This is a genomic window from Methylomonas sp. MgM2 (assembly GCF_054172045.1).
The window spans coordinates 1-24,573 of sequence record NZ_JBSYXO010000046.1 but is presented as its reverse complement, the minus strand read 5'-3'; the positions used below and the strand labels follow the sequence as shown (position 1 = coordinate 24,573).

Here is a 24,573-nt window from a genome sequence, read left to right as displayed (position 1 = left end):
GGCAGGTTGCCATGTGAAAGTAGGTCATCGCCAAGCACCAAACTCGAAAGCCCGCCGAATGACGCGGGCTTTTTTTTGCCTTTTAATTTTCGAGAATCTTAAAAAGTAAGCGCTTATCCGCGCCACCTACAAAAAGTATTTCGTCTGCGGCATCCTGTGATTTTTTTGATCAGGAGAAGTCATGGCGATCACATTGAAATGGTGTGAGCATATTGAAGCATGGCAGCGCAGTGGGCTATCGCAAGCCGAGTATTGCGCTGAGCAGCAGATCAATGTGCGCACGTTCACGGCGCGACTGAGCGACTATCGTAAATTACCCAAATCCGATGCGGTTGCTTTGATACCAGTGCAGGTTGAGCCCTCTTCGGCGGCCGTCATTGTCTTGACCGATGCTCAAGGTCATCGTTTGGAGTTGCCCGCGTCGATCTCGGCGAGTTGGGTAGCGGAACTGCTGCGATGTCTGGCTTGATCGACACGCCGGCGCACATTTGGATTGCCGTGGCGGCGGTGGACATGCGGCGCGGCCTGGATGGTTTGTCGGCCATCGTGCAGCAAAGTTTGGGGCATGCGCCTTGTGCTGGCTCGGCTTTCATCTTCCGCAATCGAGCGGGCAATCGCTTGCGCTTGCTGCTGTGGGATGGCAATGGCGTGTGGTTGTGCCAGCGCCGATTGCATCAGGGCAGCTTTGTCTGGCCTAAGACCCATGATACGGTGTTTGCGCTCAGTCAAGCGCAATGGCAATGGTTGGTGGCGGGTGTCGATTGGCAGCGGTTATCGGCTGCACCCAAAGCCGAGTGGCAGGTTTAAAAAGAGAATCGAAAAGCCGGAAAACCCAATAGAATCAAGGCATTCAGAGGGGTAATGGGGTATAATGCACTCCATGAATCCCTTGGCCCAACTCGATCAATTAAATCTGGATCCCGCCGCGAAAACCCAAGTCGCGGCGATGATTCAGGCGTTGGTCGAGCAAGCCGCGCAGGATGCGCAAACCCTTGCAAAGAAAGACGCCAGTATTCAGGCTAAAGACGTCAAAATCGCCGCGCTGACGCATGAACTGGCTTACTACAAGCGCATCCGCTTCAGTACCAAGAGCGAAGCCCTGGCGCCGTTGCAACGCGATGTGTTCGAGGAAACCTGGAACACCGACATCTCGGCCATCGAAGCCGAAGTCGAGCAGCTACAGGGCGACAGTTCCTGCGAAACGGTCACTCGTCCCAAACGCCCTCGTGCCGGTCGGCAGCCGTTACCCGAGCATCTTCCTCGCATCGAACACCGTCATGAACCGGAATCCTGCACCTGCGGGAAGTGCGGGAAGGACCTGGTCAAAATCGGCGAAGACATTAGCGAACAACTGGATGTCGAACCCGCCAAGTTTTTCGTGCATCGGCATATTCGCCCGCAATACGCCTGCCGGCATTGCGAAACCATCACGGCGGCGCCGATTCCGCCTGCCGTGATCGATGGCGGCACGGCCGCGGTCGGTTTGCTGACTTGGGTGATGATCTGCAAATTTCTGGATCATTTGCCACTGTATCGGCTGGAACAAATCGCGGCGCGGGATGGCGTGATCTTGTCCCGCTCCACGCTGGCCGATTGGGTCGGGCGCATTGGCGTGGCCTTGCAGCCCTTGGCCGACCGCCTGGCTTGGCATTTATTGCAACGCGATAGCCTGCATGCCGATGAAACGCCGGTGCCGCAACTCGATCCCGGCAACGGCAAGACCAAAAAAGCCTATCTGTGGGCCTATCGCGGCAACGACTTGCAACCGGGCCCCAAGATCATCGTCTTCGACTACCAAGCCGGTCGCAGCGGCCGGCATGCACAGCACTTTTTGCAAAACTGGCACGGCCACCTGATGGTCGATGACTATGGCGGCTATAAGGCCTTGTTTGCCGCTGCCCGCGTGCATCCCGAATCGCAACGCTTGATCGATCCTTGCGTCGAGTTGGCGTGTTGGACACATGCGCGTAGGAAGTTCTTCGACCTGTTCCAAGCCAGCCAAAGCCCCGTGGCGCAAGCAGCCCTGCAGCGGATCGGCACGCTGTACGCCATTGAAGCCGAAGGCCGAGACATGAGCATCGAAGAACGTCAACGCCTGCGGGCCGAAAAAAGCCAGTTCACCTTAACTGAGCTGCACGATTGGCTGCAGAAAACCCGACGGCTGATGGCCTCCAACAGCGCAACCGCCAAAGCGATCGATTACAGCCTGAAGCGCTGGCCTGCCTTGATGCGTTACGCCGAAACCGGCGATCTGCCCATCGACAACAATCCGGTCGAGAACAGCATTCGCCCCATTGCCTTAGGCAAAAAGAATTGGTTGTTCGCAGGCTCCGAACGCGCCGGCCAACGGGCTGCCGTCATTCAAACCCTACTCGGCACCGCCAAGCTCAACGGTCTCGATCCGGCCGCCTGGCTAAAAGACACCCTGGAAAAGCTGCCTACCTGGCCTAACAGCCGCATCGACGAACTACTGCCGTTTACTACCGCCGATTAGTTTCTGCCGGTACACTGGAGTCGTGGTATCGTTGCGCGCTTACTAAGCGTCGAGCCGTCCCACCTGTGAAAAATATTCGCCCTGCGGCATCCTATGATTTTTTGATCAGGAGAAGCTATGGCCGTCACATCGAAATGGCGTCAGCATATTGAAGCATGGCAGCGCAGTGGTCTGTCGCAAGCGGAATATTGGTAAGCGGGTCTTGAACCACCGGGCGCAGAGTCGTTTGTACGCCGCCGCGATCCAGCGGCGTGGTTGCCCGATGAGCCGCCTTCAAGCCGCCGTGTATTGGGAAACAGCAGTACCGGGTTACGATGGACCAGCCAGAAGCGGCGCAACAAGGTCAAGGTTGCTGCCGGCAGAGGCACCGGACGATCCTGGTTGTTTTTGGTATCGCGGATATGCACACGGGCGTTCTGCATCGATATCACCGGCCTGTTGGCCGCAAGCCCTGGCCGAGGCGCAGGCTCAAGCCGTAGACGGTGAAAAAGAAAACCCGATAACTGGGAGTGTAGTTTGTCTGGAACAAACGCTGAGGTTTCTCGACAGTGACGATATCCGACAAACGTGCTTTCGGCGGCTTGATCAGATCGGGAGCGACCCAGGGTTTGCGCAGCACATGGGAATAATAGAACTAAGGCAGTACAGATCGAGTTTGACTGAACGCCAGCAAGTCTGTGAAATAGTCGGTCAACTGCCGCTTAGGACAGGTTGTCTATGCATTCATCGAAATACTCACCGACGCGGCGAATGGCACGGGTATAAGCCTCTATCGCCTTGGGCTGAAGCCCTTTGAGTTTAAGGTGTTTAAGATGGGTTTGATAGTTTTACTTGAAAGGGGATTCGGATGATGTTGTCATTGACGCGTAACCCCATGATTCGTCGTGGAATGCTCCCTCGTAATGAGGGCGTGAGGCTATATTTTATGATCAACCAGACGCTCGGGTTCTTATCCGCGTTAACGGCTTCGTCCAACTATCTATTACGGATATGCTTAGAATGATGACTATGATTTTGTAGAGGGTGGGCTTTTACCTCATCATCCGAACCGTACTCATGGAAAGTATATCTAACGCTAATCGAAGATGCCTGTATCTTATTGAAATTACTATAAAGAGGGGGTAACGATGAGTATCAAATCAAGTTTAATTAAAATTGTAATAAAGCTGACTCCGAATATCTTGGTTATCTGGATTGCAAATATCGTACTTAAAGGTATTGCCGAATTATTGCATTTCAATTTTGATATTGATTCTAGAAAGATGTATGTTCAGACAAGATTGTATGGTGAAGAAAATACGATTGACGTTGTGTTGGAAGACTTTGCCGTATTCAACGACAATGGTTCCTATCGCTTTATTATTCATCACGCGAGCTCTGATCGTCCCTGGTTGAATAACTTGTTATCTCGTGGCATAGGAAAAGCATGGAAAATTCCAGCGTTACCCGGCTTCTCGGCGCCGCTTGAGTTGGTTGCAGAGTTGTTCAAAGAAAAACCAACCGCGCTCCCGTCTGCCCAGGAAAAAACCTCGTCGGCGGATGATCAAGTCCAATGACTATTAAGTGCCGAGAAGCGTGTTGCTTTGTTAACGGAATAATAGAAGCGATAAGTAGGGGGACAAGGGGCGCAATTTTTATCATGGCGGGTCGATTAATATCTTGCAAATATGACTTAATTCGCTATAATGTCTGAATCGAACGACAGACTTCAGGCGCGTAGCTCAGTTGGTTAGAGCACCACCTTGACATGGTGGGGGTCGGTGGTTCGAGTCCACTCGCGCCTACCAAAGACTAATAAGCACCGCTCGTCGGTGCTTTTTTTATTGTGGAATCGCACATGCCCGTAATTACACTTTCCGACGGTTCTCAGCGTCAATTCGAACAAGCCGTTACTGTAATGGATGTTGCCAAATCTATCGGTTCCGGCTTGGCTAAGGCGACTTTGGCCGGAAAAGTCAATGGCAAGCTCGTCGATGCCGCCACGCAAATCGACCGTGATGCGGCGTTGCAGATTATCACCGGCAAAGACGAAGAGGGAGTCGAGGTTATTCGGCATTCGACGGCGCATTTGCTGGCGCAGGCGGTGAAGCAATTGTTTCCAACCGCGCAGATTACAATCGGACCGGTGGTCGAAAATGGCTTTTACTACGATATCGCCTTTGAGCGTTCGTTTACTCCGGAAGATCTGGCGGCCATAGAAAAGAAAATGCGGGAATTAGCGGCGCAAGATATCGAGATTAGTCGATCGGTAATGTCGCGCGATGACGCTGTCAGTTTTTTCGAGGGCCTGGGCGAGAAATACAAGGCGGAAATCATCGCATCGATTCCGGCAAACGAAGATTTATCGTTATACACGCAGGGCGAATTTACCGATTTGTGTCGCGGTCCGCATGTGCCGAGTACAGGGAGATTAAAGGCGTTTAAGTTGATGAAGATCGCAGGCGCGTATTGGCGCGGCGATTCTAACAACGAAATGTTGCAGCGCATCTACGGCACGGCTTGGGCAGACAAGAAGGACTTGGCCGATTATCTGCATCGTTTGGAAGAGGCTGAAAAACGCGATCATCGCAAAATCGGTAAGGCCTTGGATTTATTCCATACTCAAGAGGAAGCGCCCGGTATGGTGTTCTGGCACGATAAAGGCTGGTCAATCTATCAGCAGGTCGAACAGTATATCCGGGAAAAGCTGCGCGTAAATGGTTATGGCGAGGTTAAAACTCCGCAAATCGTCGATCGCAGTCTATGGGAAAAATCCGGCCATTGGGATAAGTTCAGCGCGATGATGTTTACGACACATTCCGAAAGTCGCGATTACGCGGTTAAGCCGATGAATTGCCCATGCCATATTCAAATTTACAATCAAGGTATTAAAAGCTATCGCGATCTGCCCATTCGCCTAGCCGAATTTGGCTCGTGTCATCGTAACGAGCCATCCGGTACCTTGCATGGTTTGATGCGAGTGCGAAATTTTGTGCAGGATGATGCTCATATATTTTGTACGGAAGATCAGATTCAATCCGAGGTATCGGTCTTTATCGACCTGCTGTTCGAAGTCTACAAAGATTTCGGCTTCGACGATGTTATCATCAAGCTGTCTACACGACCGGAAAACCGCGTCGGTAGTGACGAGGTTTGGGATAAGGCCGAACAGGCATTAGAGCTGGCGTTAAATGCCAAAGGTCTGGATTGGGAGTTGCAACCGGGCGAAGGCGCCTTCTATGGACCGAAAATCGAGTTTTCATTGAAAGACTGTATTGGCCGGGTTTGGCAGTGCGGGACGATTCAGGTGGATTTTTCGATGCCGGATCGCTTAGGAGCGTCTTACATTGGCGAAGACAGTGCTCGGCATGCGCCGGTGATGTTGCACCGCGCCATACTTGGCTCGCTTGAGCGTTTTATTGGTATTCTTATCGAGCAGCATGCCGGAAACTTTCCGCTATGGTTGGCTCCAGTTCAGGCTGTAGCTATGAACATCACCGACCGGCAGGCGGAGTATGCCGAACAGGTTCGGCGAGAACTGGAAAAACAAGGCCTTAGAGTCAAAATTGACTTGAGAAATGAAAAGATAGGCTTTAAAATTCGCGAACATTCCATGCAGCGTGTGCCGTATCTTTTGATTGTCGGCGACAAAGAACTGGAAAACCAAACTGTAGCCGTCCGCACTCAACAAGGCGATGATCTAGGTAGCATGACAACTGCGGACCTGATAGCGCGCCTGAAAGCACAAATTGCGGATAGAAAATAAAAACAACTTGGAGGATTAGGGTATCAGCTCTAAAAAAGATGCAACGCGCCTAAACGACGAAATCACTGCTAGACGAGTCAGATTAATCGGCGCCGAAGGAGAACAAATCGGTGTTGTTTCTATAACCGAAGCGTTACAAACAGCCTATGACGCAAATCTAGATCTTGTCGAAATTTCGCCTAATGCCGATCCTCCCGTTTGCAAGGTTATGGATTATGGCAAATATCAGTTTGAACAAAGCAAAAAACTGCAAGCTGCCAAGAAGAAACAAAAGCAAATACAGATTAAGGAAATCAAGTTCCGGCCTGGTACCGAAGAAGGAGATTATCAGGTCAAGCTTCGCAATTTGACTAAATTCCTCAACGATGGCGATAAGACCAAAATTACCGTGCGTTTTAAAGGGCGGGAAATGTCTCATCGTGAATTGGGTATGGATTTATTAAAGCGTATTGAAGGCGATCTTGAAGAAATAGCTTCTGTAGAACAATTCCCCAAGTTGGAAGGTCGGCAGATGGTTATGGTCATGGGGCCTAAAAAGAAAAAGTAAGGGTATGGGCTGATTTAGTCAATCCGGGCCGATAACACGCACGTTCGATTTATTTCGTGTCACTCATCGGTATTTCGCGAAACATTGGCGTTTCAGGATGAAGTGTCAAGGTGGTTTACAGCCGCCATAGACTACATGGGGCCAAGCATTTTGCCTCATGGAGTTTTTATCTCAGGGACTCAACTTTAATTCATTGGAGAAAACAAATGCCAAAATTGAAAAGCCATAGCGGCGCAAGCAAGCGCTTTAAGAAAACCGGTACAGGCGGTTTTAAGTGCAAGCAGTCGCATAAACGTCATATTTTGACCAAAAAATCTACCAAGCGTAAAAGACAGCTGCGTAAAACCGCCATTCTTCATGCTTCGGATACGCCATTAGTAGCGCGTATGCTGCCTTATAGCTGATAACGATTTACTGAAGAGAGAAGATCATGGCAAGAGTAAAACGCGGTGTGACCGCTAGAGCAAGACATAAAAAGATTTTGAAACTGGCTAAAGGCTATTATGGCGCCCGTAGCCGAGTTTATCGCGTAGCAAAACAGGCGGTCATTAAAGCCGGCCAATACGCATATCGCGACCGCAAACAGAAAAAACGTCAGTTTCGTGCGCTATGGATCGTACGTATTAACGCGGCAGCGCGTCAGTTCGGCATTTCTTATAGTCGGCTGATCAATGGTTTGAATAAGGCTAACGTGGCGATCGATCGTAAGGTATTAGCGGACCTTGCTGTACGTGATATTGACGCATTTGGCGAAATCGCAAAAATCGCCATTGCCAACCAAAGCAAACCGTAACCAAAAGGTTGCGTACCGCTTATAACAGCAAGCGAAAATGACCGACTCCCCGCCTATGTGGGGAGTTTTTGACCGGTCAAGCTGACAAACCATCCCGTTATTATCCCACCCATATTCAATAAAGTGAGCTGAGTCGTGTCGGCTAGTATCGAAGAAATTCTTACGCAGGCATTACAAGCGCTTGCCGCAGCAAAAGACCTGACCGAACTGGATCAGGCCAGAGTTCATTATCTTGGTAAAAAAGGCCTGTTTACCCAACAGATGAAGGCCTTAGGCAGTATGGATCCTGAGCAGCGTAAAAGCGCGGGCCAGGTCATCAACTCCGCCAAAGACCGTTTTCAGGCAGAACTGGAAGGCCGCAAAACTGAGCTGGAAGCCGCTGCATTGCAAGCGCGGTTAGCGGCCGAATGCGTCGACGTCACCCTGCCGGGTAGAGGCCAAGCCATTGCCGGCCTGCATCCGGTGACTGTGACTATGCGGAGGATAGCCAAAATTTTTTCAGAGGCCGGTTTCAAGATCGCCGAGGGTCCGGAAATCGAAGACGATTATCACAACTTCGGCGCGTTAAATATTCCCGAGCATCATCCAGCCCGTGCCATGCACGATACGTTCTACTTCGATGCCCATACCGTATTGCGCACCCATACCTCACCGGTTCAGATTCGGGTCATGGAATCTCAAGAACCGCCGTTGAAGGTCATTGCGCCCGGTCGCGTTTATCGATGCGATTCGGATATGACGCATTCGCCTATGTTTCATCAGGTGGAAGGATTTCTGGTCGATACCGACGTCAGTTTCGGCGACTTGAAAGGGGTTATTTTCGAATTTTTGCGCGCCTTCTTCGAAAAAGACGTTGATGTGCGTTTTCGACCCTCCTATTTTCCGTTCACCGAGCCCTCTGCGGAATTCGACGTGTCATGCGTGATGTGCGACGGCCAAGGGTGCCGGGTTTGCAAACAAACCGGCTGGCTCGAAGTAGGTGGTTGCGGCATGATACATCCAGAAGTGTTTAAATCGGTCGGTATCGACCAAGAGCGTTATTCGGGTTTTGCCTTCGGCACCGGTGTCGAGCGGTTGGCGATGATGCGCTACGGCATCAACGATTTGAGAATGTTCTTCGAGAACGATCTTAAATTTCTTCAACAGTTTAGATAACAGTGGTTTGAGTCATGCAAGTAAGTGAAGCGTGGTTGCGCGAGCTGATCGACCCGGCCGTGGATACGGAACAACTGGTCGCCCAACTGACCATGGCCGGCTTGGAAGTCGATGCCGTAACGCCGGTCGCCGGTGAATTCAGCGGCGTGGTCGTCGCGCAGGTCTTGAGCACCGAACAACATCCCAATGCCGACAAGCTCAAAGTCTGCAGAGTCAACGTCGGTCAAGACGAGCCTTTGCAAATCGTGTGCGGTGCCGGCAATGTGCGTCCAGGCTTGAAGATCCCAGCGGCCCTGATCGGTGCCGTATTGCCAGGCGATTTCAAGATCAAGCAATCCAAACTGCGCGGCGAACCGTCGTTCGGCATGCTGTGTTCCGAAGCGGAACTGGGTTTGGCAACCAGCGCCAGCGGATTAATGGAATTGCCGGACGACGCGCCGATCGGCACAGACATTCGCGATTACCTAAAGTTGAACGACAATATCATTGAATTGGGTTTGACACCCAATCGCGCGGATTGTCTCAGCGTGGAAGGTGTGGCGCGCGAGGTGGCGATTTTAAACAAACTGCCGTTCAAACACATTACGGTCTCGCCGGTCGCGTTGGCGCATCAGGGTGCCTTGCCAATCCAAGTGGACGCAGCCGATGCGTGCCCGGTTTATCTAGGTCGGCTTATTAAGGGTATCAATCAAAACGCCGAAACACCTTTATGGATGCAGGAGCGCTTGCGCCGCTCGGGCGTACGCAGCTTGAGTCCCGTGGTCGACGTCACCAACTATGTGCTATTGGAACTCGGTCAGCCTTTGCATGCTTTCGACGCGGCCAAGCTGAGCGCACCTATCGTGGTTCGTCGCAGCCGGCAAGGTGAAAGCCTCGCATTGCTCAACGATCAAACCATCGAGTTGGACGGCGAAGCCTTGGTGATCGCCGATCAAGAACAAGCCTTGGCATTGGCCGGCGTCATGGGCGGTAGCGAAAGCGCGGTTTCCGAGAATACCCTGGATATATTCCTGGAGTGCGCCTTCTTTACGCCGCGCCAAATTGCAGGCAAAGCGCGCGACTTCGGTTTGCATACCGACTCTTCGCACCGTTTCGAAAGAGGCGTCGATTTCACATTGCAAAAGCGCGCGATCGAGCGGGCGACTCAATTGATCGTCCAAATTGCCGGCGGTAGTGTAGGCCCTATCAGTGCGGCGGTTAGCGAGGCGAATTTACCTGAGCGCAGTCCTGTACGTCTGCGCAAACAGCGCGTCGAAAAAGTACTCGGCATCAGCCGGGACAACGCTGAGATCACCGCCTTATTCGAAGGCTTAGGCATGCAGGTAGCCGAAACCGGCGAAGGCTGGGAAATCACACCGCCGGGGTTCCGTTTCGATATCGCCATCGAAGAAGATTTGCTGGAAGAGATCGGACGTATCGTCGGTTACGATAATTTGCCGAGCCGATCGCTGTTGATGCGCACTGAATTGGGTAAAGCGAACGAGGCAAGTTTGCCGGTGGCCAGATTGCAGGATTGTCTGGTGGATAGAGGTTATCAAGAAGCGATTACCTTTAGCTTCGTCGATGAGGTCTTGCAAAAAACTGTCGCTCCGAACGACGAATTTATCCGACTTCAGAATCCGATTTCCTCCGAAATGGCGGTGATGCGCACGACTTTGTGGTGTGGCTTGCTGAATGCGGCGCTATACAACGTCAATCGTCAACAAACACGCGTGCGCCTGTTCGAAACCGGGTTACGTTTCGTGCGGCAACAAGGCGAAACCTTGCAACAAAAAATGCTGGCCGGCCTGGTCCTGGGCAATGTCTACGCCGAACAATGGGGCGAACCGGCGCGCGCAATCGATTTTTTCGACGTCAAAGCCGACGTCGAAGCGCTGTTGGCTTTATCCGCTGGCGCATTGAGTTTCAGATCGGCGCAACATCCGGCCCTGCATCCTGGTCAGACTGCCGAGATTCTCGATGCCGATACCAATGTCGTCGGCTTGTTGGGCATGTTGCATCCGAATCTGGAAAGGCAATTGGGCTTCGATGGTCCGGTGTATTTGTTCGAGGTGGAACAGGACGCCGTTTTGCAGCGCGTGGTGCCGAAATTCGAGCCGCTGTCGAAATTCCCGTCCGTGCGTCGGGATCTGGCCTTGTTGATTAAGCAACAGGTGTCGGCGGCCGAAATCGTCGCTTGCATTTACGCGTGCCGGGAAGAGGCGGTGCGGGATGTCGCGATTTTCGATGTCTATCAGGGTAAGGGCATAGAGGAAGGCTATAAGAGCGTCGCGCTGAGCCTGGTATTGCAAGATTTCGAACAAACCCTTACGGACTCGGAAATTGATGCTATATTTCGCAGGTTGCTGGAAAAAATAACAACCGAATTAAATGCAAAATTGAGGGAGTGATTGTGGCATTAACAAAAGCAGATATTGCAGAAAAACTGTTCGAAGATCTGGGATTGAATAAACGGGAAGCGAAGGAAATCGTCGAACTTTTTTTCGAAGAAATCAAACGCTCACTTGAAAGCGGCGAACAGGTTAAAATCTCCGGCTTCGGAAAGTTCGAACTGCGTGACAAAAGCGGTCGTCCCGGCCGTAATCCGAAGACGGGCGAAGAAATTCCCATTACGCCGCGTCGGGTTGTCACCTTTAGAACAGGTCAAAAACTAAAAGCCCGAGTAGAAGCCTATGCTGGAACCCAGTAATAATAATGAGTTGCCGGTCATACCGGCAAAAAGATACTTCACAATTGGCGAAGTAAGCGAGCTCTGCGGGGTCAAGCCGCATGTGTTACGTTATTGGGAGCAAGAGTTCAGTGAGCTTAGCCCTGTTAAACGACGCGGTAACCGGCGTTATTATCAGCGCCATGATGTTTTGCTTATACGTCAGATTCGTGCTTTGCTTTACGAGCAGGGCTATACGATAGGCGGCGCTAGAGCGCACTTGGTGAGTGATAATGCGAAAGAAGATGCCTTGCGTACAAAACAGCTCATTCATCAACTGATAGGTGAGCTTGAAGATATATTGGAGCTCCTGAAGTAACAAATTGACAATAATATGGTAAGATTTACACTTTTTGTTGCTTACGGCAATCATCTTTCAAAGATTATCGGGGCGTAGCGCAGCCTGGTAGCGCACTTGTCTGGGGGGCAAGTGGTCGTGGGTTCAAATCCCGCCGTCCCGACCAATTAAATCAATGAGTTACAAAATTCAAAGATTAACAAAGTCGTAAAATTTTATTATCGGGGTACCACTCGGGGTACCAAATTCAAGCGCTGTTCCTAATATTGCCCACACCACCGTCGGTTTCCTTGGTAGCGCCATGCAGGATTCATTTTTGATTTCTGGCTTGGGTAAACGTAAATGTCTGCACTGCGGACCATTCAATCGATACCATCGTCGGCTTTCTTGGCGGCGGTTTCGCTGGATATCGGACCAAGCTGTAAAAAAGTGTCCTGCTCGATTTAGGAAATAGTGATCAATAGCAAACTGCATGCCTGGCTATAACCATTATAAAACGTGGTCTGTATAGAGTTGGCACGGAATCCAGCTAGGGATTTTATTGTTTCCTATTTCGAAACACTGGTTGTGTGACAGACTAAGACGCGATCCGCGATAGGAATGGTTTTGTCGCCAGTGAACGCCGGACACAAAAAAACCAGCGGTTAAGCTGGCTTTCTTGCCCGGTAATATATCGGCTTACCGGTGCCGATCGCGCCTCCAGGTTTGCCCCTCACTCACTCATCGGGCCTAGACTGGGCTCTTCGATTCTAAAAATACCGGCATCGAGGCAACGGCCGGTGACGTTGGGATTGGCGGACCGCGCCCCTCTACCCTTTGAGACAACGCCGGGTCAGCGCTCATCCAGGCGTAAGGAGTCGCCCGTCTCAAACTATCTAGCTCGATTCATCGCGTTGACTTTTTCGGCGGCTGATTTCCAACCGCTATTAGCGGATTTTCCAGAATCGGAAACTTGATCATTTATATCGGCCTGGCCGGTCTTGGCGGCGTTCATCGCCTTGATCCGGTTAGCGGCTTTTTGCCAGCCGTCCATCACAGATTGTTCGTCATTGGCAACGGCGGCTATTTCCGGTTTTATCGGCGCTTGGCCGCGTAACACGGTTTGCAGACTGCCCAGGCCATCGGCAAGGCCGGCTTGAATGGCTTTTTCGCCTACCCTGACGCCGCCGCGCAAGGCTTTAATGGCATCGGCGGTTAGTCCCGGTCGAAGCTTGGTTAATGACGTAATGAACACCTGTTCCAGGCTATCAATGTGAGCGAGTAACACTTTTCGGCCCTCATCGGTTTCGATGTTTGGCCGTTTATCCGGTGCCGCGCTCGATACGATTTCCACTTCGTTTTTACTGGGTTTGCCGTATATGCCGACTACGCCGATACTGCCTAACGTGGCCGTGGCATCGATCACAATCTCATCGCATGCCGCCGCCAGCCAATAGGCCGCGCTACAGGCCATGCCGGAAACATAAGCGACTGTTGGCTTGCTGATGGCCTTGATGTGATTGGCCAGCTCGTTAACGCCGGTGACGCTGCCCCCGGGCGATGAAAAATTCAGGATGATTTTTTTTACCTGTGGATCAGCTGCCGCCGCGTTGAGGCTGAATTGAATATCCGACAACGCACTGCCAAAGCCGAACCATGTAAGCAAATTTGGCTTAGGGAATAAAACGCCGTCGACCGCAATAACAGCGGTTGCGGATTCAGTTTTGAGCGATTGCGTTTTTGCCGTCGGTATTTCCGCTACTGTGCGCGGCAAACGCGCTTCAATATCAAAAAGCCCTTCAATCGTTTGCCTTGGTAAGCCATAGGCGGTTTCGGTAAAGATCATTGGATGGCATCCTGGGGCATTGGGCAGCCGGCTGCATGGCAGCAGACTGCGTGTAGCTGGCTTAATTTTTGAGGTGGATAGTCCAGGTGCGGCAACAAGGTTTTAGCCGCCGCCAACGCGATAAGTTGCCTTTCGCTGTATTTTTCGGTTAAGCGTTTATCGCATTTGACGGCCTCAATGTTCCGGTCAAACGCGCGTGATGATCCGCCGCATGAACCTAGAACTGGGTAGGTTTTTACCAGTTCCAGAATGGGGTTTTTATGAAAGGCTTTAGCCGCCGCACTCCGGTTGATGTTGGCCGTAAATAGCGCGCGAATCTCTTCGCCGGTCATCTCGGGTTCGCTGGGCAAATCCGGTTCGACCGATTCCGGCAATCGGCATTGATTAGCCGCGTTGACTTTCGCCGCTGCTTTTTGCCAGCCGGGATCAGGTTTTCTCTCAGTGTCCGATTGGCTCATGGGTTACTCCGTCATTAAAACGATTTTTGGATCAACATCCGGTCGACGGAAAAATCCATCCATACCCAGTTCTTCCGCCGCGCAAATCAATCGCTCTTCCTCAACTTCGAGCGAATGTTTGCGTTTTCGGACCTCATCCTTTAACCCTGGCCGATCAGCCATGGCGGGACCGTAATCGATGTCATCGACCATTTTCCGCGCTTGGTCGTGCAAACTTCGGCGGACCGTTTCGGCGCCTAACAAGGGCACCAAAATGGATGCAATATTTACGCTGCCATTCGCAAAGCTAATGCCGCCGTCCATCATCTGATGATTCAGCTTTATGTCGGTCTCGAATACGCTGGGAACGTTGATTTCATGGTTGTAGAAAAACTTCTTAACCCCGATTGAATCTGTGAATTTATTAACCTCCATGTCGATCTTGGCCAAAGCATCCGCCAGCGGCATCGGCGCGGCTTCCAGCCAATCCAGCTCGGCGGCGCAATCGTCTATTTTCGCGCGTAGGTCGTCCAGCTGCTTCAACGATGCGGCCCGGGCTTTTTCCAAATCTTGCTTAATTTTTGATGCGTCCATTAGTAATAACCTCCAGTGTCAGCGACCGCGCTGATTCGTGATTTGTCGTTCGCGCCGTATTTGCTGGCGAAATCATCCAGAACGTTAAAGCACGCGCCAAACGCCGTTTGATTCCGCGCCGCCTGTTCTTTGTTTTCGCGCCATCGTGCAAGCTCCCGCATTTCCGCATACAGCGTGATTAAGGCATTGCGGCCAAGCCAACCTTCGGAGACGTTGAATTTTTCACAAGCCTTTGCCCAATCCTCTCTCAGCATCCGAAGCTTGGCATCGATCTCGGACGGCGATAGTTTGTAATCTTGCGCTACAGCGACGTGCGCGACGATGTCGCCACGATAATTTGAAACGAAAAAGGAGCGGCTGCGAGAAAACGCTTGATTTGCGTGGTCAAACTCCTCACTTGCAGCTAGATAAACTTGATGCAGCGCTGCTTTCTTATCCTGCAGCCTTTGCCATTTTTCGAGATTAAATTTCATTTTTGAATCCTATAAATTTCCATGTTTTCAGTATTTCATGCTTCAATCTTAAAAAATAGGCAATCGGCAAAATTCAATTTAAGCAAATGCCATAAATGCGCTTGATGCGTGGGATTGGGTGCCCGGTATCCAATGCCTTCCGCAACCAATAGCCCGCTTCATCGGTGCCAAAATCCATGCTCGCGGCCCGGTCTGCAATCTCCCTGCATTTCGTGTACGGTCGGCCAGCCATGACCTTGAATGCTTGCCTGATATACATATCGCGGCGGGCTATGGACTCGCGATAAGTAAGCGATTTTTTGCCGGATACATCGGCGCCATTGCCCAAATAAATCGCGAGTTTCTGCCTTAATACTGATGGCATATGCTCGCCGTTGATTAAATAACGTTGTGCCTCGCGTTTTTCTTGCGGCGTCATTTGCTCCACCTCATTCCGGAATAAAAATCTTGCGCTCTGGTTCCGCCGGTTTTGCCGGGTTGGGTAAATTTGCCCCACCCTGCAAACTTGGTTCAGGTGCAGCTTGCTCCGATATCGTAGCAATCTGTAAATCCGGTTGTGCCGTGGCCAGACTGAATATATCTTGCTGGTTAGGCTGCAATTGCTCCCGCAAGCGCTCCCATTCGTTAGGTCGTCGTTTGTGTAGGCCAAGAAAATGCGCCATGGCCAGGTTATAGACGCACAGGTCCAGCGCCTCGTTAGCCTCGCCAGGTTGTTTGAACCATTCGCTAATCGCATGGCCTTTGCGGTATTTGATCAATTTCCGTTCGGCAGTGAGTTGGTGGTAAAAATCATCCGACAGTTGGTTGCTAAAGTGAATCGCGCCGGGCCCGTCGTTGAACAGCCATCTCGGCAGCATCCAATCTTTGGCGGTATCGGTGCCGACCATCCACAACTCAGCGCCGTGTTTTTGCACTTGGCCGCGCCAATTCAGATCAACCAGGCTAGGCTTGCCGGATATGACCGGACGATTAGGCCGACTGTAGCCTTTCAAAGCCAATACCTTGCGCCGGCGCCGCATGCGGGTGTATTGGTAAACGTCCTGGGTATAATGGCCGCCGGTATCGATACCGCAGGCTTTGATGGCCAAGGCCTTGCCGAAAGTGTTGTACAACGGCGTCATCAGGATTTTATCCAGTTCGGTCCAAACATCCTCTTCGGCAGGACTGCCCATAATCGCGCCGTAATCGATTACCCAGCGCTCCAGGCCTTCGCCCCAGCCCATGACCATGTATTCAATCCGGTTGCCCTGTACGTCAACGCTACAGGTCAATTCCAGGCAGTTTTTAGGGACCGACCGCAAGGGGTAATCCTTAGCGCGTTTTTTCAGCGCATCGGCGGCAATACGTTCATCGGCGGCATCGAAGCATTTGGCCAGCCGCGTGTTATAGAAAACTTGCATCGGGCTCTTGTCGCCCTTCTCGATAGACTGTTTCGCCTTAACGTATTTTTCCACCAAATTAGGCCAGCTTTGCCAGCCTAGCGGCGCATACAGCTGGCTAATGGTGAAACCGACGGTGGCGCCGCTTGCCGCCGGGTTTTCCGCGCGCCATTCGCCCGCGGCCAACATAGTCGTCTTGTGGCTTTCTTCGATGGTTGCGCCGCATTCCGGGCACACCATCCAGGCTTGGGTTAGGTCGTCGTTCCAGTGCATGCGTTCCCATTCCAGCGTGTGCATATGGCTGCAATGCGGACAGGGTACGTAGTAACGGCGTTGGTCCGAGGTTTTGAATAATTTATCGATCAGGCTCAGGCCTTCGATGGTGGGCGAGCTGGAAAAATAGATTTTGGCGTTGAAGCCGAATGTACTGGTACGCGCCTCGGCCAGCTCTATCGGATCGCCTTCACCCTGCACATCCAGCTCCCAGCGGTCTAGCTCATCGCCGTAAACGTAACGGCAGCTAATTTCCGACAGGTTGGCCGCTGATCGGGAAGTGGCCAAGTGCAGGGTACCGCCGTCGAATTCTTTAACGTCAATGGTATTGCGGCTATCCCGGCTACGCGGCGGCGCTACCCGCTCATCCAGCACGGGCACGGCCTTGAGGGTTTCGCCGATGCGGTGGGAGACGCGCTTAACCAGCCGTTCGGTCGGGAATAACGCCAAGATGTTGACCGGGGCTTGATGGATCGACGCGCCTATCCAATTTAACGCCACCTGAGTTTTCAGCATCTGCGATGCACCCATGACCACCACGCGGCGGCAGGGATGCAAGGGCGAAAGGCAACGCATGACTTCGCGGGCATATGGCGTGCGGTCTGTACGATACGGCCCCGGTTCGGCGGCGCCGGCCTTCTTGGGGATGATCATGTATTGGTCGGACCATTCGTCTACCCATAGGTCCGGATCGGGCTGCAAGCCTTCCGCGAAGGCCTCCATGAAGCAAGCATAGCCATCGGCAACGTTAAGTCTCATCGTCGATTACCTCATCCGGTTTTTGCTTTAGAAGCCGGTCCATGCCAATCAGTACGGATCGAAGTTCAGAACGGATTTTCTGCTCGATAACTACCGTGTCGGAGATGGCCGCCAACTCGCCAGCCAGCCGCGCCGGGACCGATAGCAGTTGGTCGCGCATCATACGCGCCGCGTTTTTCGCTGCACGCTGCGTGTCGTCTTTGTAAACCAGGTTGCCGGCTTCCAGCTCTTGAGCCTGCTCCGCCCGGATCGATTCGGCACGTTCGCGACGGGTTTTCCAATGAAGATAATCCTCGCCCGTGTGCTGTTGTTGCGGTACGGCGTTAATCTGCTCTGCCACTGGAAGTGCCTTTGCGTTGGCCGGTGATAATTTCATTTTCGTATTCGCCGCCCATTGAATATCAGCCACATTGGGGTCTATCTTGCCATCGATCAAAGATATGCGGCCCGACTTGACCGCGCGATTGACAGCCGCATGAGTAACGCCACGATGCCGGCCATATTCCGACTTGTTCATCAATTTAACCATGTGAAACACCTATGTCTCAATTTGAGACGTCTATTGAAACACCATCACAGCCCAGCCGCTAGCGAAAGCTCGGGGCCCGAATCTCCCGTACCCTTTTTTCCCTGGAAGGACCCTGGCTTACATGGCTTTGACAGTGTTCGTCTATCCAAATCCACCGGTAAGAATTCCGTCACCGCATACGATGACGGATTCCGCCATTTTTTGAAATATGATGACGCCTCTAGACCGCGCCAGACGTGGCCCAGAGGGCAATCCGTCATCAAGTCATCGCATTTTTCAGACTTTGCTCTTGGTTGCGTGGTTTTTTCGTCACCCTGCCGCGGTTTGTTATAGGTGCTTTCGTCTATATATAAATATTTAAAAATAATATGATGACGTGATGACGGATTGCCATCTAACCTTTGGTATCCGTGAGGTTGAGGCGTCATCGAATACGTCTCTTTTACGCTCAATAATCCGATGACGTGGTGACTAATCTTTCCGCGCGTCATACTCATCCACCCATTTGAGCATCGATAACTGCTCCCACTCCACCAAACCGCGCACCGCATAAAGCCGCAGCATCTCCCGCTTACCGGTAGAGCGCTTACATTCGCGATACAAACAGCCGATTTCACTGAGTACAGCACTAACACTCTTGGCGCTGTACTTGTCTCGCATCACCTTGGCCACGTCGGAAGCCCGCACAATATCGACGTTGAACGGATAATCGCCGCTATCGATCATATCTTCGAGCTGGTAACGCAACGGTGATTTCGATGTCACCATTAGTTCAGATTTAAATTGGGTCAACGGTGCCGGTTGTTTCGAGTTGAAATCGCTTAAGTTGCGGTCCAGCAACCATCTCACTACCAAACCATTACCGCCGTTTTCCATCCATCTAACTAACTCGGTGTAATATTCCTTGGGCATCGGTTCCGCATCCGTCCACACGGCAAAATAACGACCGTCCCCCTCGGAAATGTGCAAGGCATCCCTATAGTTGCTCATGAAGATCGCTTGCACGATATTGGGTGTCTCGTAAAACCCGCGCTTAAACAAACGTACCCGCAACATGTCCGGCGGTGCCGCCAGCATTGGCTTAAGCTTGTTTTCCAGGTTCAAGCCTTCGAACAGCTGTATCTCTTGAAAAATGACCAACTTGGAATGGTGCAAGTAATCGGTATAAGTTTCTTTGAGTTCGCCCGCCGGCGGTTCAGAGATGTTGTCTTGGCCAAGACCATACCGCAACGGATTTAACAGCATGTCTTTACCCACTCGGCTAGTGCCGGCAATCAGCAAAGCATGATTTATCTTGTCATGCGGCCGTTGCAATGTGCTTGCCATCCAGTTCAATAAATGCGCTTGTTCCGCTTGGTCGGGATACAAATAATGCAAATGCTCAAGCCAGGGTTCGACGTCTTCCCGTGTAGCCTCATCCGGCAACACGACGCCAGGATCGCGCCAAATATTCCAGAACACCGCACCGCCGCGCCGGATCGGGTTTTCGTTGATACCGGGTAAATAAATCAGTCCGTCGACTTTGATTGACGCCGGATTTTTCAAAAAAACCGCCGACGGCTTGGCATCCGGTAAAACGTGCATAAACGCGCCGTCGAAGCCTTCCCGGCTCAGTTCCAGCCGCGTCACCGTATCGAAGATTTTATTGTTACTCTTCAGAAAAACGTATCGCTGCAACTGATCGGAAACCGCCGCTTGATCGATACGCGGGGAATTGGGCTTGCGTTTGGTTTTCCGCTTGCCAGTATCTTTTGCTGATTGTTTCGAGGCCTCTTGTTCATAAACCGACAAAGGCGGCTCAGGTGGTCGCTTGGGTTCCGGCGGCACATACCCATGTTCCTTTGCCATGCCGAACAGCGTAGCCAATTGAATGCCGCCGCCGGGTTTAAATGAGCCCCACACACGGCGTTGATCTTTAGTATCGAATTTTTCCGACTGTTCGGACCATTCACACCAAAGGGCATAAGCTTGGTTGCCGGCCCCGGTCGAATGTAAAGCCATACCTACCGTTCGCCAGGTGTCACGATCATCAACATCGGACACATAACGCAACGCGGCCCGAATACGCTTAACATCGTCATCGCCAAGCCTCTTATCGGTGTCCTGTTTGGTTTGCTTTGCCATACCCTTGGTGGCCAGCTTATCAAGCAACCAGCGCGGCACCTCGGGCAATATCGCGGCGGTTAATTGATCGTCTTCGGAATCCCAAAAATAAACTTTACCGCTAATGTGATTAGACGGTGCAACGACGATATAACCACCATCGCCGCGCGTGTCGATACCTGGCCAAAGGTTGGTCGTATTTCGACACATCGGCCCGGCATACTTGAACAAATAGTGACGACCGCCGGAACCGGTGATTTGCAAAACATCGTCAGGCACCTTGCCGTGTTCGGCCTCGATCGCGTCCAAAGAATCGAAACCGCCGTTTTTCGGATCGATATCCAACACGAATACGCCCGAAACTTTGCCGGTCACGATGCCGATATTCGCTTTCGGCCAATCGCGGTACCAGCTGGCCAAGGCGTTTTTATCGGTCGTTGCGTCTTTTAATCCGCCTTTAGTGCGGGGATGCTTGCCAGGTGTCCTGCAATTGCTACTTCCACAACTGCATTGACCATCATCTGTAATCGTATGCAAAGGCAGCACAGGCCAGCCCAGCACGACATATAGCCGCGCTTGGACAATCCATTCAACCTTATCCATTGATTAAATGATCGCGCAGCCGTTGTATTTGGATATCACTGATGCCGACGTCGTAATCTCGTGGCGAAATTTGCCGGATAACCTCGTCGACTGTCATTTGTGTGGTCGTTGCATTTAACTTGGATAGGCCGCGCGGTGATATATCGAGCCCCTCGGCGTCGAAGGCCTCGATAGCGCGCAAAATGAGGGTTTCGTTTGGATTTTTTCTCTCGCCTGACTGATAAGCTGCCTCCGAGTTGATGTAGGTCAACGCAGATATCGTTTCAGCCTGCGATGCGAGTGCGTAAAGGATATAGCTTAGATCGATGGCGGCCGGATGATCCTGTTTGTTACCGGCCAGTATCATTGATAGCAAACTAAGCGTGCATCCCATATTATCGGCCTGACATGCGATAAAATCATCAAAGCCCGCGAACCATTCGAACTCTTCATCGCTCATTTGGGATTTTTGCGCGTCAAATAAACGCCGCAACGCGTTAGAGGTGTTACGGATCATTCAGCCCCCCCTTTGGCCAGAAGGTCATACGCCTCAAGCATTGCCTTGACGTCGGCTAATTCCATGCGGATTGCCTGGGATGCGTATTTGATCGTTTTCGGTTCAAATGCGTCGAAACTGCTGGTATCAGTAGCTACCTCCAACAAATCGGCGATTGCGGCGGCACGTTGTAACGCTGGAGCGATATTGTCGTAAAAACTGATCGGTTCTAAACGATGTGAAAGATCAACGTTAGCTTTTAGTGGCATGATGCACCCCGCGCTTCGTGCAGTTCGGCCACGAGTTTTTTAATATCAGCATCGGTTTTGCCGGCTATGCGGGCATCCCGGATAGCTTCGACCTCATCCGAGGGCCAAGCCACACGTTCGCCACCAATTGAAATTGGCTTGGTGAGCAATCCCCCTTTGACGTGCCTGTAAAGAGTCGCCCGGGCTAGTGGGATATAAGTTTGGACTTTTTGAATGCGCCAAAGTTGGCGATTTCGTGATGTTGTTGCATGCGCCATGTTTATTCCTCATGGGATTGGTTAAAACATGGTGCCTTATTATTCACATATGCTTTAGGTTGTCATGGACACAATTATTTATTTCTGTCCAAGTTTATTCCGCCAGTAATCTTTTTCATCTTCCGATAAGCTATAGAACGCAATAAAAATGGTCACCTCATCATCTATTGAAATAGGCATACCTTTTTCCACTCTATGTTTAAAGTTAAGACCCTCATCTCCTACTAAAAAATAGAGCTCTTCCTTGTTTCGGGCAATTTCAATAGCGAACTTCCTTATTTCTTCAATTACGGGCTTCATTCGCTGATAGTTTTTTGTGAAGCTACCGAAACCTTTATTGTTTTCTGGGTAATAATGCGATAAATCTTCATCCGCCTGTTCGTACGTCATTCCAGTTTTAAGGCATTTTTCATAATCGTAAAATAGATCAAGCCTAAGATTTGCCGTACGACCTTTCCTACGCTTGTTATCGCCTGTCAAAATATCTGCAATAAAATCCCGCGTACCGTCGCTAATTGTTTTTTTGCTGCGCAATAAATCAACTAAATACTTTAAATTGTTTTCCTTGAAATATTTGTACTTAATCCATCTGAGTTGCCAATCATTACCAGACATCAACACCTCGTCAAAGTGCTAGTCGTCAATGAGGATTGACCCGCAGCTGGTTGACGATTCCAGCTCTCAGCCGCTAAGCCTAGCGGGTCAAATTCGATTATACCGCGCGTTTCGGAAACGTAACGACATTGCTACTGTTTTCGGCCAACAATGCCAAGCGCTCACCCAACAGCCGCCATGCTTCGGCCTGTTCGGCTTTCAGTTCTTGATGCTGGTAAACCCGCTTTAAGGTATTGGCTTCGGTATGGTTCAAACATTTTTCGATCACATCGCCATGAACGCCCAAATTACCCATCATGGTGGCGCCTGTGCGCCGTAAATCGTGAGGCGTCCATTTGCCGCCCGGCATCGCTAACGCTTGATTGTGTTTGGTTCGACAGGAATAAACGGTCTGATTCTGCCGGCCGTCAATCTGTTTGGTGATGGACTTTTCACAAACATGATTGTTTTTGGACGTGTTCGGATACAACCATCGGTCGGATGTTTTGAATTGCGCCAGGCGCTCGAATTGCGCTAAGGCAAAATCCGATAAGGCTATGGTATGAGCTTTGCCGTTTTTGGCGGTTTCCTTCGGAATGAAAAATGTTCTGGCTTCGAAATCGATATGCTTCCATTCGGCCTTGCTCAGTTCGCCCACCCGGCAAAGCGTCGACAGCATGATCCAGATGGCGCATTCGGTCGAAGGCATGAAATTGGCATCCGGCATTTTCAAATTTAATAGCCTGACTTCATCTTCGGACAATACCCGGTCGCGCTCGGTGTATTTGGTCGTGACTTTGGCCACGTTCAGGCTTGCGGTCGGGTCATATTCGATAATGTCCCGGTCTAGCGCAAACTTGAACATTTGCCGCATGAGCTTTAGCACGTTCCTGGAGGTCGATTTGGAACCACGCTGTTTGATGCGGTCGATCACATCGGTAATGTGGCCTTTTCGAACTTCGCCAACAGCCAGCCCGCCGATAATAGGCAATACATCTTTTTTAAACATGCGCTGGATTTCCGCTAAATCTTTGCGGCCGGCAATGTCGGTGCATTCCCAACGCTCGAATAGGGTGTTTACGCTGATAAGGGCTTGTTGTTTGGCCAAGGCTTCTTGCTCGGCCAATTGCGCCGCGCGGTTGCGTTCGGCTATCAACTTGGCTTCCGCAGCTGGGTCGATGCCTTCTTTTAGCATCGATGCGTAATTATCCCTTTCTGTTCTCGCTTTAGCTAACGTTGTCGCCTTTAGAGTTATCCATTTTTGCTTGCCTTCTATCCTATACCGGTATCTGAACGAAATAGCGCCGCCATCCGCAGCTGGGCGCACTCTTAGATAAAGATTGTCGCCATCGGAGATTTGTTGTTCTTTGTCGGTTGGCTTTATTTTTCGGTAGACCAAATCCGTAAGTTTGTTCTTTGCCATGATTACTTGTCCAGGTTTCCGGGGTACCGTGCCGCCAGTGATTAATTCAGAAAAAATTCGGTATGAACTTTTCAACCCACTTTTAAAATTTGTACCTGGAGTGGTACCCCGAAAATGAGCGCTTTTAACTTCAGCCTTTGGGTAACTTTTCCATTTTTTTTAAATTTTTTGGCTTTTTTCGGGGTACCATTCGGGGTACCAAATTCGCGCGATTGCACGAGACAATGATTAGATCATGCGGGACTGTATGAGACAAGAAAAACTTATAAGTTAATGATTAAAAAGCTAAATATAGCTTGATGTGAGATTGCTTGAGATTGTCTGAAATCGGTCTTTACCGGTCTTGGGGGCAAGTGGTAGTGGGTTCAAATCCCGCCGTCCCGACCAATTAAATTAATAAGTTACGTTGTTTTTAGCTACGCTCTTTTTTCGAAGTGTAGTATTTTTGTCACAACTAGTTTTGAGTTCCCAGCATGGGCTTTAAGGTGCTCACTCGACAAATGAGCATATCTCAAAACCATGTCGTAACTTGCCCATCCCCCAAGTTCTTGTAACACGTTTAAAGGGGTTCCAGCTTGCCCAGGTATGCCGTAAGTCATGCCGGCGGAAATCTTCAATTTCTGCGCGTTTTAACGCTTTTCGCCATGCCTTGCCGCCGGCCTTTTTAACAGGCTCGCCTACGAAAGTAAACACGTAGGTATTGTGCTTGCCTTGTTGGCATTTAAGCATAGCCATGGCATCGGCATTGAGCGGAACAGAAAGCTTGACAGGTTTTTAGTGGCAAAAACTCGGAATTGCTTTGCCCGGATTTAATTTCGGCTTTATTGGCCTCCCAATGCGC

General features: G+C 51.0%; 28 protein-coding genes and 2 tRNA genes. 15 read left to right on the top strand and 15 right to left on the bottom strand.

From position 1 onward, the window contains the following. Window positions 1-181 precede the first annotated feature (181 nt). From tnpA (ACW73I_RS20985) to tnpA (ACW73I_RS20970), 4 genes are all read left to right on the top strand, one after another. The gene (gene tnpA / locus ACW73I_RS20985; protein WP_458031454.1) at window positions 182-469 is read left to right on the top strand and encodes an IS66 family insertion sequence element accessory protein TnpA; all 288 of its coding nucleotides are present in this window, start codon (window positions 182-184) and stop codon (window positions 467-469) included. After that, window positions 457-807, top strand: a complete 351-nt coding sequence (gene tnpB, locus ACW73I_RS20980) for an IS66 family insertion sequence element accessory protein TnpB (RefSeq protein WP_458031453.1) — start codon at window positions 457-459, stop codon at window positions 805-807. The genes tnpA (ACW73I_RS20985) and tnpB overlap by 13 nt, the downstream gene beginning before the upstream one ends. Window positions 808-880: 73 nt before the next feature. Next, entirely contained in the window at window positions 881-2,494 is a 1,614-nt protein-coding gene (gene tnpC, locus ACW73I_RS20975; protein ID WP_458031458.1) for an IS66 family transposase, read from the top strand. 117 nt (window positions 2,495-2,611) lie between these two features. Further along, window positions 2,612-2,689, top strand: coding sequence for an IS66 family insertion sequence element accessory protein TnpA (gene tnpA, locus ACW73I_RS20970; protein WP_458031457.1), 78 nt, complete (start codon window positions 2,612-2,614; stop codon window positions 2,687-2,689). A gap of 232 nt (window positions 2,690-2,921) precedes the next feature. On the opposite strand, the gene ACW73I_RS20965 is transcribed toward tnpA (ACW73I_RS20970), so the two are convergent. Then, complete coding sequence (locus tag ACW73I_RS20965; protein ID WP_458031452.1) at window positions 2,922-3,113, bottom strand: hypothetical protein; 192 nt, start codon at window positions 3,111-3,113, stop codon at window positions 2,922-2,924. Between the two features lie 508 nt (window positions 3,114-3,621). On the opposite strand from ACW73I_RS20965, the gene ACW73I_RS20960 reads away from it, so the two are divergent. The 11 genes from ACW73I_RS20960 to ACW73I_RS20910 all read left to right on the top strand — a co-directional run bounded on the left by ACW73I_RS20960 (window position 3,622) and on the right by ACW73I_RS20910 (window position 11,905). Continuing rightward, window positions 3,622-4,050: a hypothetical protein gene (locus ACW73I_RS20960; RefSeq protein ID WP_458031451.1), complete on the top strand. Its 429-nt coding sequence runs from the start codon at window positions 3,622-3,624 to the stop codon at window positions 4,048-4,050. A gap of 154 nt (window positions 4,051-4,204) precedes the next feature. Continuing rightward, window positions 4,205-4,281, top strand: a tRNA-Val gene (locus tag ACW73I_RS20955). Between the two features lie 50 nt (window positions 4,282-4,331). Continuing rightward, window positions 4,332-6,239 (top strand): threonine--tRNA ligase, encoded by a 1,908-nt coding sequence (thrS, locus tag ACW73I_RS20950; protein WP_458031450.1) that lies wholly within the window; start codon window positions 4,332-4,334, stop codon window positions 6,237-6,239. Window positions 6,240-6,261: 22 nt separating this feature from the next. Beyond that, window positions 6,262-6,786 (top strand): translation initiation factor IF-3, encoded by a 525-nt coding sequence (infC, locus tag ACW73I_RS20945; protein ID WP_458031456.1) that lies wholly within the window; start codon window positions 6,262-6,264, stop codon window positions 6,784-6,786. Between the two features lie 206 nt (window positions 6,787-6,992). Continuing rightward, window positions 6,993-7,190, top strand: a complete 198-nt coding sequence (rpmI, locus tag ACW73I_RS20940; RefSeq protein ID WP_458031449.1) for a 50S ribosomal protein L35 — start codon at window positions 6,993-6,995, stop codon at window positions 7,188-7,190. A gap of 26 nt (window positions 7,191-7,216) precedes the next feature. Beyond that, window positions 7,217-7,579: a 50S ribosomal protein L20 gene (gene rplT, locus ACW73I_RS20935; protein WP_458031448.1), complete on the top strand. Its 363-nt coding sequence runs from the start codon at window positions 7,217-7,219 to the stop codon at window positions 7,577-7,579. A gap of 135 nt (window positions 7,580-7,714) precedes the next feature. Further along, window positions 7,715-8,734, top strand: a complete 1,020-nt coding sequence (pheS, locus tag ACW73I_RS20930; protein WP_458031447.1) for a phenylalanine--tRNA ligase subunit alpha — start codon at window positions 7,715-7,717, stop codon at window positions 8,732-8,734. Window positions 8,735-8,748: 14 nt separating this feature from the next. After that, window positions 8,749-11,124 carry a phenylalanine--tRNA ligase subunit beta gene (gene pheT / locus ACW73I_RS20925; protein ID WP_458031446.1) on the top strand — a complete coding sequence of 792 codons (2,376 nt, stop codon included), beginning with the start codon at window positions 8,749-8,751 and terminating at the stop codon, window positions 11,122-11,124. A gap of 2 nt (window positions 11,125-11,126) precedes the next feature. After that, window positions 11,127-11,423 carry an integration host factor subunit alpha gene (gene ihfA, locus ACW73I_RS20920; RefSeq protein WP_013818384.1) on the top strand — a complete coding sequence of 99 codons (297 nt, stop codon included), beginning with the start codon at window positions 11,127-11,129 and terminating at the stop codon, window positions 11,421-11,423. Continuing rightward, entirely contained in the window at window positions 11,407-11,760 is a 354-nt protein-coding gene (locus ACW73I_RS20915; protein WP_458031445.1) for a MerR family transcriptional regulator, read from the top strand. Before ihfA ends, ACW73I_RS20915 begins: the two co-directional genes overlap by 17 nt. Window positions 11,761-11,828: 68 nt before the next feature. Beyond that, a tRNA-Pro gene (locus tag ACW73I_RS20910) sits at window positions 11,829-11,905 on the top strand. 705 nt (window positions 11,906-12,610) lie between these two features. On the opposite strand, the gene ACW73I_RS20905 is transcribed toward ACW73I_RS20910, so the two are convergent. The 14 genes from ACW73I_RS20905 to ACW73I_RS20840 all read right to left on the bottom strand — a co-directional run bounded on the left by ACW73I_RS20905 (window position 12,611) and on the right by ACW73I_RS20840 (window position 24,461). After that, window positions 12,611-13,564 carry a S49 family peptidase gene (locus tag ACW73I_RS20905; RefSeq protein WP_458031444.1) on the bottom strand — a complete coding sequence of 318 codons (954 nt, stop codon included), beginning with the start codon at window positions 13,562-13,564 and terminating at the stop codon, window positions 12,611-12,613. Beyond that, complete coding sequence (locus ACW73I_RS20900; protein WP_458031443.1) at window positions 13,561-14,022, bottom strand: hypothetical protein; 462 nt, start codon at window positions 14,020-14,022, stop codon at window positions 13,561-13,563. Before ACW73I_RS20900 ends, ACW73I_RS20905 begins: the two co-directional genes overlap by 4 nt. 3 nt (window positions 14,023-14,025) lie before the next feature. Continuing rightward, on the bottom strand, window positions 14,026-14,595 hold the full coding sequence (locus ACW73I_RS20895; RefSeq protein ID WP_458031442.1) for a hypothetical protein: 570 nt from the start codon (window positions 14,593-14,595) through the stop codon (window positions 14,026-14,028). Continuing rightward, on the bottom strand, window positions 14,595-15,068 hold the full coding sequence (locus tag ACW73I_RS20890) for a hypothetical protein (RefSeq protein WP_458031441.1): 474 nt from the start codon (window positions 15,066-15,068) through the stop codon (window positions 14,595-14,597). Before ACW73I_RS20890 ends, ACW73I_RS20895 begins: the two co-directional genes overlap by 1 nt. Before the next feature lie 73 nt (window positions 15,069-15,141). Beyond that, window positions 15,142-15,486: a hypothetical protein gene (locus ACW73I_RS20885; RefSeq protein WP_458031440.1), complete on the bottom strand. Its 345-nt coding sequence runs from the start codon at window positions 15,484-15,486 to the stop codon at window positions 15,142-15,144. A gap of 10 nt (window positions 15,487-15,496) precedes the next feature. Beyond that, window positions 15,497-17,479, bottom strand: coding sequence for a phage terminase large subunit family protein (locus tag ACW73I_RS20880; protein ID WP_458031439.1), 1,983 nt, complete (start codon window positions 17,477-17,479; stop codon window positions 15,497-15,499). Then, entirely contained in the window at window positions 17,469-18,008 is a 540-nt protein-coding gene (locus tag ACW73I_RS20875) for a hypothetical protein (protein ID WP_458031438.1), read from the bottom strand. Before ACW73I_RS20875 ends, ACW73I_RS20880 begins: the two co-directional genes overlap by 11 nt. Window positions 18,009-18,479: 471 nt before the next feature. Next, a complete protein-coding gene (locus ACW73I_RS20870; protein ID WP_458031437.1) occupies window positions 18,480-20,714 on the bottom strand; it encodes a bifunctional DNA primase/polymerase in 2,235 nt (744 codons plus the stop codon). Continuing rightward, the gene (locus ACW73I_RS20865; protein WP_458031436.1) at window positions 20,707-21,210 is read right to left on the bottom strand and encodes a hypothetical protein; all 504 of its coding nucleotides are present in this window, start codon (window positions 21,208-21,210) and stop codon (window positions 20,707-20,709) included. The genes ACW73I_RS20870 and ACW73I_RS20865 overlap by 8 nt, the downstream gene beginning before the upstream one ends. Continuing rightward, window positions 21,207-21,458 carry a hypothetical protein gene (locus tag ACW73I_RS20860; protein WP_458031435.1) on the bottom strand — a complete coding sequence of 84 codons (252 nt, stop codon included), beginning with the start codon at window positions 21,456-21,458 and terminating at the stop codon, window positions 21,207-21,209. Before ACW73I_RS20860 ends, ACW73I_RS20865 begins: the two co-directional genes overlap by 4 nt. Then, on the bottom strand, window positions 21,449-21,715 hold the full coding sequence (locus ACW73I_RS20855; RefSeq protein ID WP_458031434.1) for a helix-turn-helix transcriptional regulator: 267 nt from the start codon (window positions 21,713-21,715) through the stop codon (window positions 21,449-21,451). Before ACW73I_RS20855 ends, ACW73I_RS20860 begins: the two co-directional genes overlap by 10 nt. Before the next feature lie 78 nt (window positions 21,716-21,793). After that, window positions 21,794-22,330, bottom strand: a complete 537-nt coding sequence (locus ACW73I_RS20850) for a hypothetical protein (RefSeq protein ID WP_458031433.1) — start codon at window positions 22,328-22,330, stop codon at window positions 21,794-21,796. A 97-nt stretch (window positions 22,331-22,427) separates the two neighbouring features. Continuing rightward, window positions 22,428-23,732 carry a tyrosine-type recombinase/integrase gene (locus ACW73I_RS20845; RefSeq protein ID WP_458031432.1) on the bottom strand — a complete coding sequence of 435 codons (1,305 nt, stop codon included), beginning with the start codon at window positions 23,730-23,732 and terminating at the stop codon, window positions 22,428-22,430. A gap of 489 nt (window positions 23,733-24,221) precedes the next feature. Further along, a complete protein-coding gene (locus tag ACW73I_RS20840; protein ID WP_458031455.1) occupies window positions 24,222-24,461 on the bottom strand; it encodes a hypothetical protein in 240 nt (79 codons plus the stop codon). Window positions 24,462-24,573 lie beyond the last annotated feature (112 nt).

Coding starts and splice junctions, on each gene's coding strand:
- tnpA (WP_458031454.1), top strand. CDS start 182: ATGGCGATCACATTGAAATGGTGTGAGCATATTGAAGCATGGCAGCGC.
- tnpB (WP_458031453.1), top strand. CDS start 457: ATGTCTGGCTTGATCGACACGCCGGCGCACATTTGGATTGCCGTGGCG.
- tnpC (WP_458031458.1), top strand. CDS start 881: ATGAATCCCTTGGCCCAACTCGATCAATTAAATCTGGATCCCGCCGCG.
- tnpA (WP_458031457.1), top strand. CDS start 2,612: ATGGCCGTCACATCGAAATGGCGTCAGCATATTGAAGCATGGCAGCGC.
- ACW73I_RS20960 (WP_458031451.1), top strand. CDS start 3,622: ATGAGTATCAAATCAAGTTTAATTAAAATTGTAATAAAGCTGACTCCG.
- thrS (WP_458031450.1), top strand. CDS start 4,332: ATGCCCGTAATTACACTTTCCGACGGTTCTCAGCGTCAATTCGAACAA.
- rpmI (WP_458031449.1), top strand. CDS start 6,993: ATGCCAAAATTGAAAAGCCATAGCGGCGCAAGCAAGCGCTTTAAGAAA.
- rplT (WP_458031448.1), top strand. CDS start 7,217: ATGGCAAGAGTAAAACGCGGTGTGACCGCTAGAGCAAGACATAAAAAG.
- pheT (WP_458031446.1), top strand. CDS start 8,749: ATGCAAGTAAGTGAAGCGTGGTTGCGCGAGCTGATCGACCCGGCCGTG.
- ACW73I_RS20915 (WP_458031445.1), top strand. CDS start 11,407: ATGCTGGAACCCAGTAATAATAATGAGTTGCCGGTCATACCGGCAAAA.
- ACW73I_RS20905 (WP_458031444.1), bottom strand. CDS start 13,564: ATGATCTTTACCGAAACCGCCTATGGCTTACCAAGGCAAACGATTGAA.
- ACW73I_RS20900 (WP_458031443.1), bottom strand. CDS start 14,022: ATGAGCCAATCGGACACTGAGAGAAAACCTGATCCCGGCTGGCAAAAA.
- ACW73I_RS20895 (WP_458031442.1), bottom strand. CDS start 14,595: ATGGACGCATCAAAAATTAAGCAAGATTTGGAAAAAGCCCGGGCCGCA.
- ACW73I_RS20890 (WP_458031441.1), bottom strand. CDS start 15,068: ATGAAATTTAATCTCGAAAAATGGCAAAGGCTGCAGGATAAGAAAGCA.
- ACW73I_RS20885 (WP_458031440.1), bottom strand. CDS start 15,486: ATGACGCCGCAAGAAAAACGCGAGGCACAACGTTATTTAATCAACGGC.
- ACW73I_RS20880 (WP_458031439.1), bottom strand. CDS start 17,479: ATGAGACTTAACGTTGCCGATGGCTATGCTTGCTTCATGGAGGCCTTC.
- ACW73I_RS20875 (WP_458031438.1), bottom strand. CDS start 18,008: ATGGTTAAATTGATGAACAAGTCGGAATATGGCCGGCATCGTGGCGTT.
- ACW73I_RS20870 (WP_458031437.1), bottom strand. CDS start 20,714: ATGGATAAGGTTGAATGGATTGTCCAAGCGCGGCTATATGTCGTGCTG.
- ACW73I_RS20865 (WP_458031436.1), bottom strand. CDS start 21,210: ATGATCCGTAACACCTCTAACGCGTTGCGGCGTTTATTTGACGCGCAA.
- ACW73I_RS20860 (WP_458031435.1), bottom strand. CDS start 21,458: ATGCCACTAAAAGCTAACGTTGATCTTTCACATCGTTTAGAACCGATC.
- ACW73I_RS20855 (WP_458031434.1), bottom strand. CDS start 21,715: ATGGCGCATGCAACAACATCACGAAATCGCCAACTTTGGCGCATTCAA.
- ACW73I_RS20850 (WP_458031433.1), bottom strand. CDS start 22,330: ATGTCTGGTAATGATTGGCAACTCAGATGGATTAAGTACAAATATTTC.
- ACW73I_RS20845 (WP_458031432.1), bottom strand. CDS start 23,732: ATGGCAAAGAACAAACTTACGGATTTGGTCTACCGAAAAATAAAGCCA.
- ACW73I_RS20840 (WP_458031455.1), bottom strand. CDS start 24,461: ATGCTTAAATGCCAACAAGGCAAGCACAATACCTACGTGTTTACTTTC.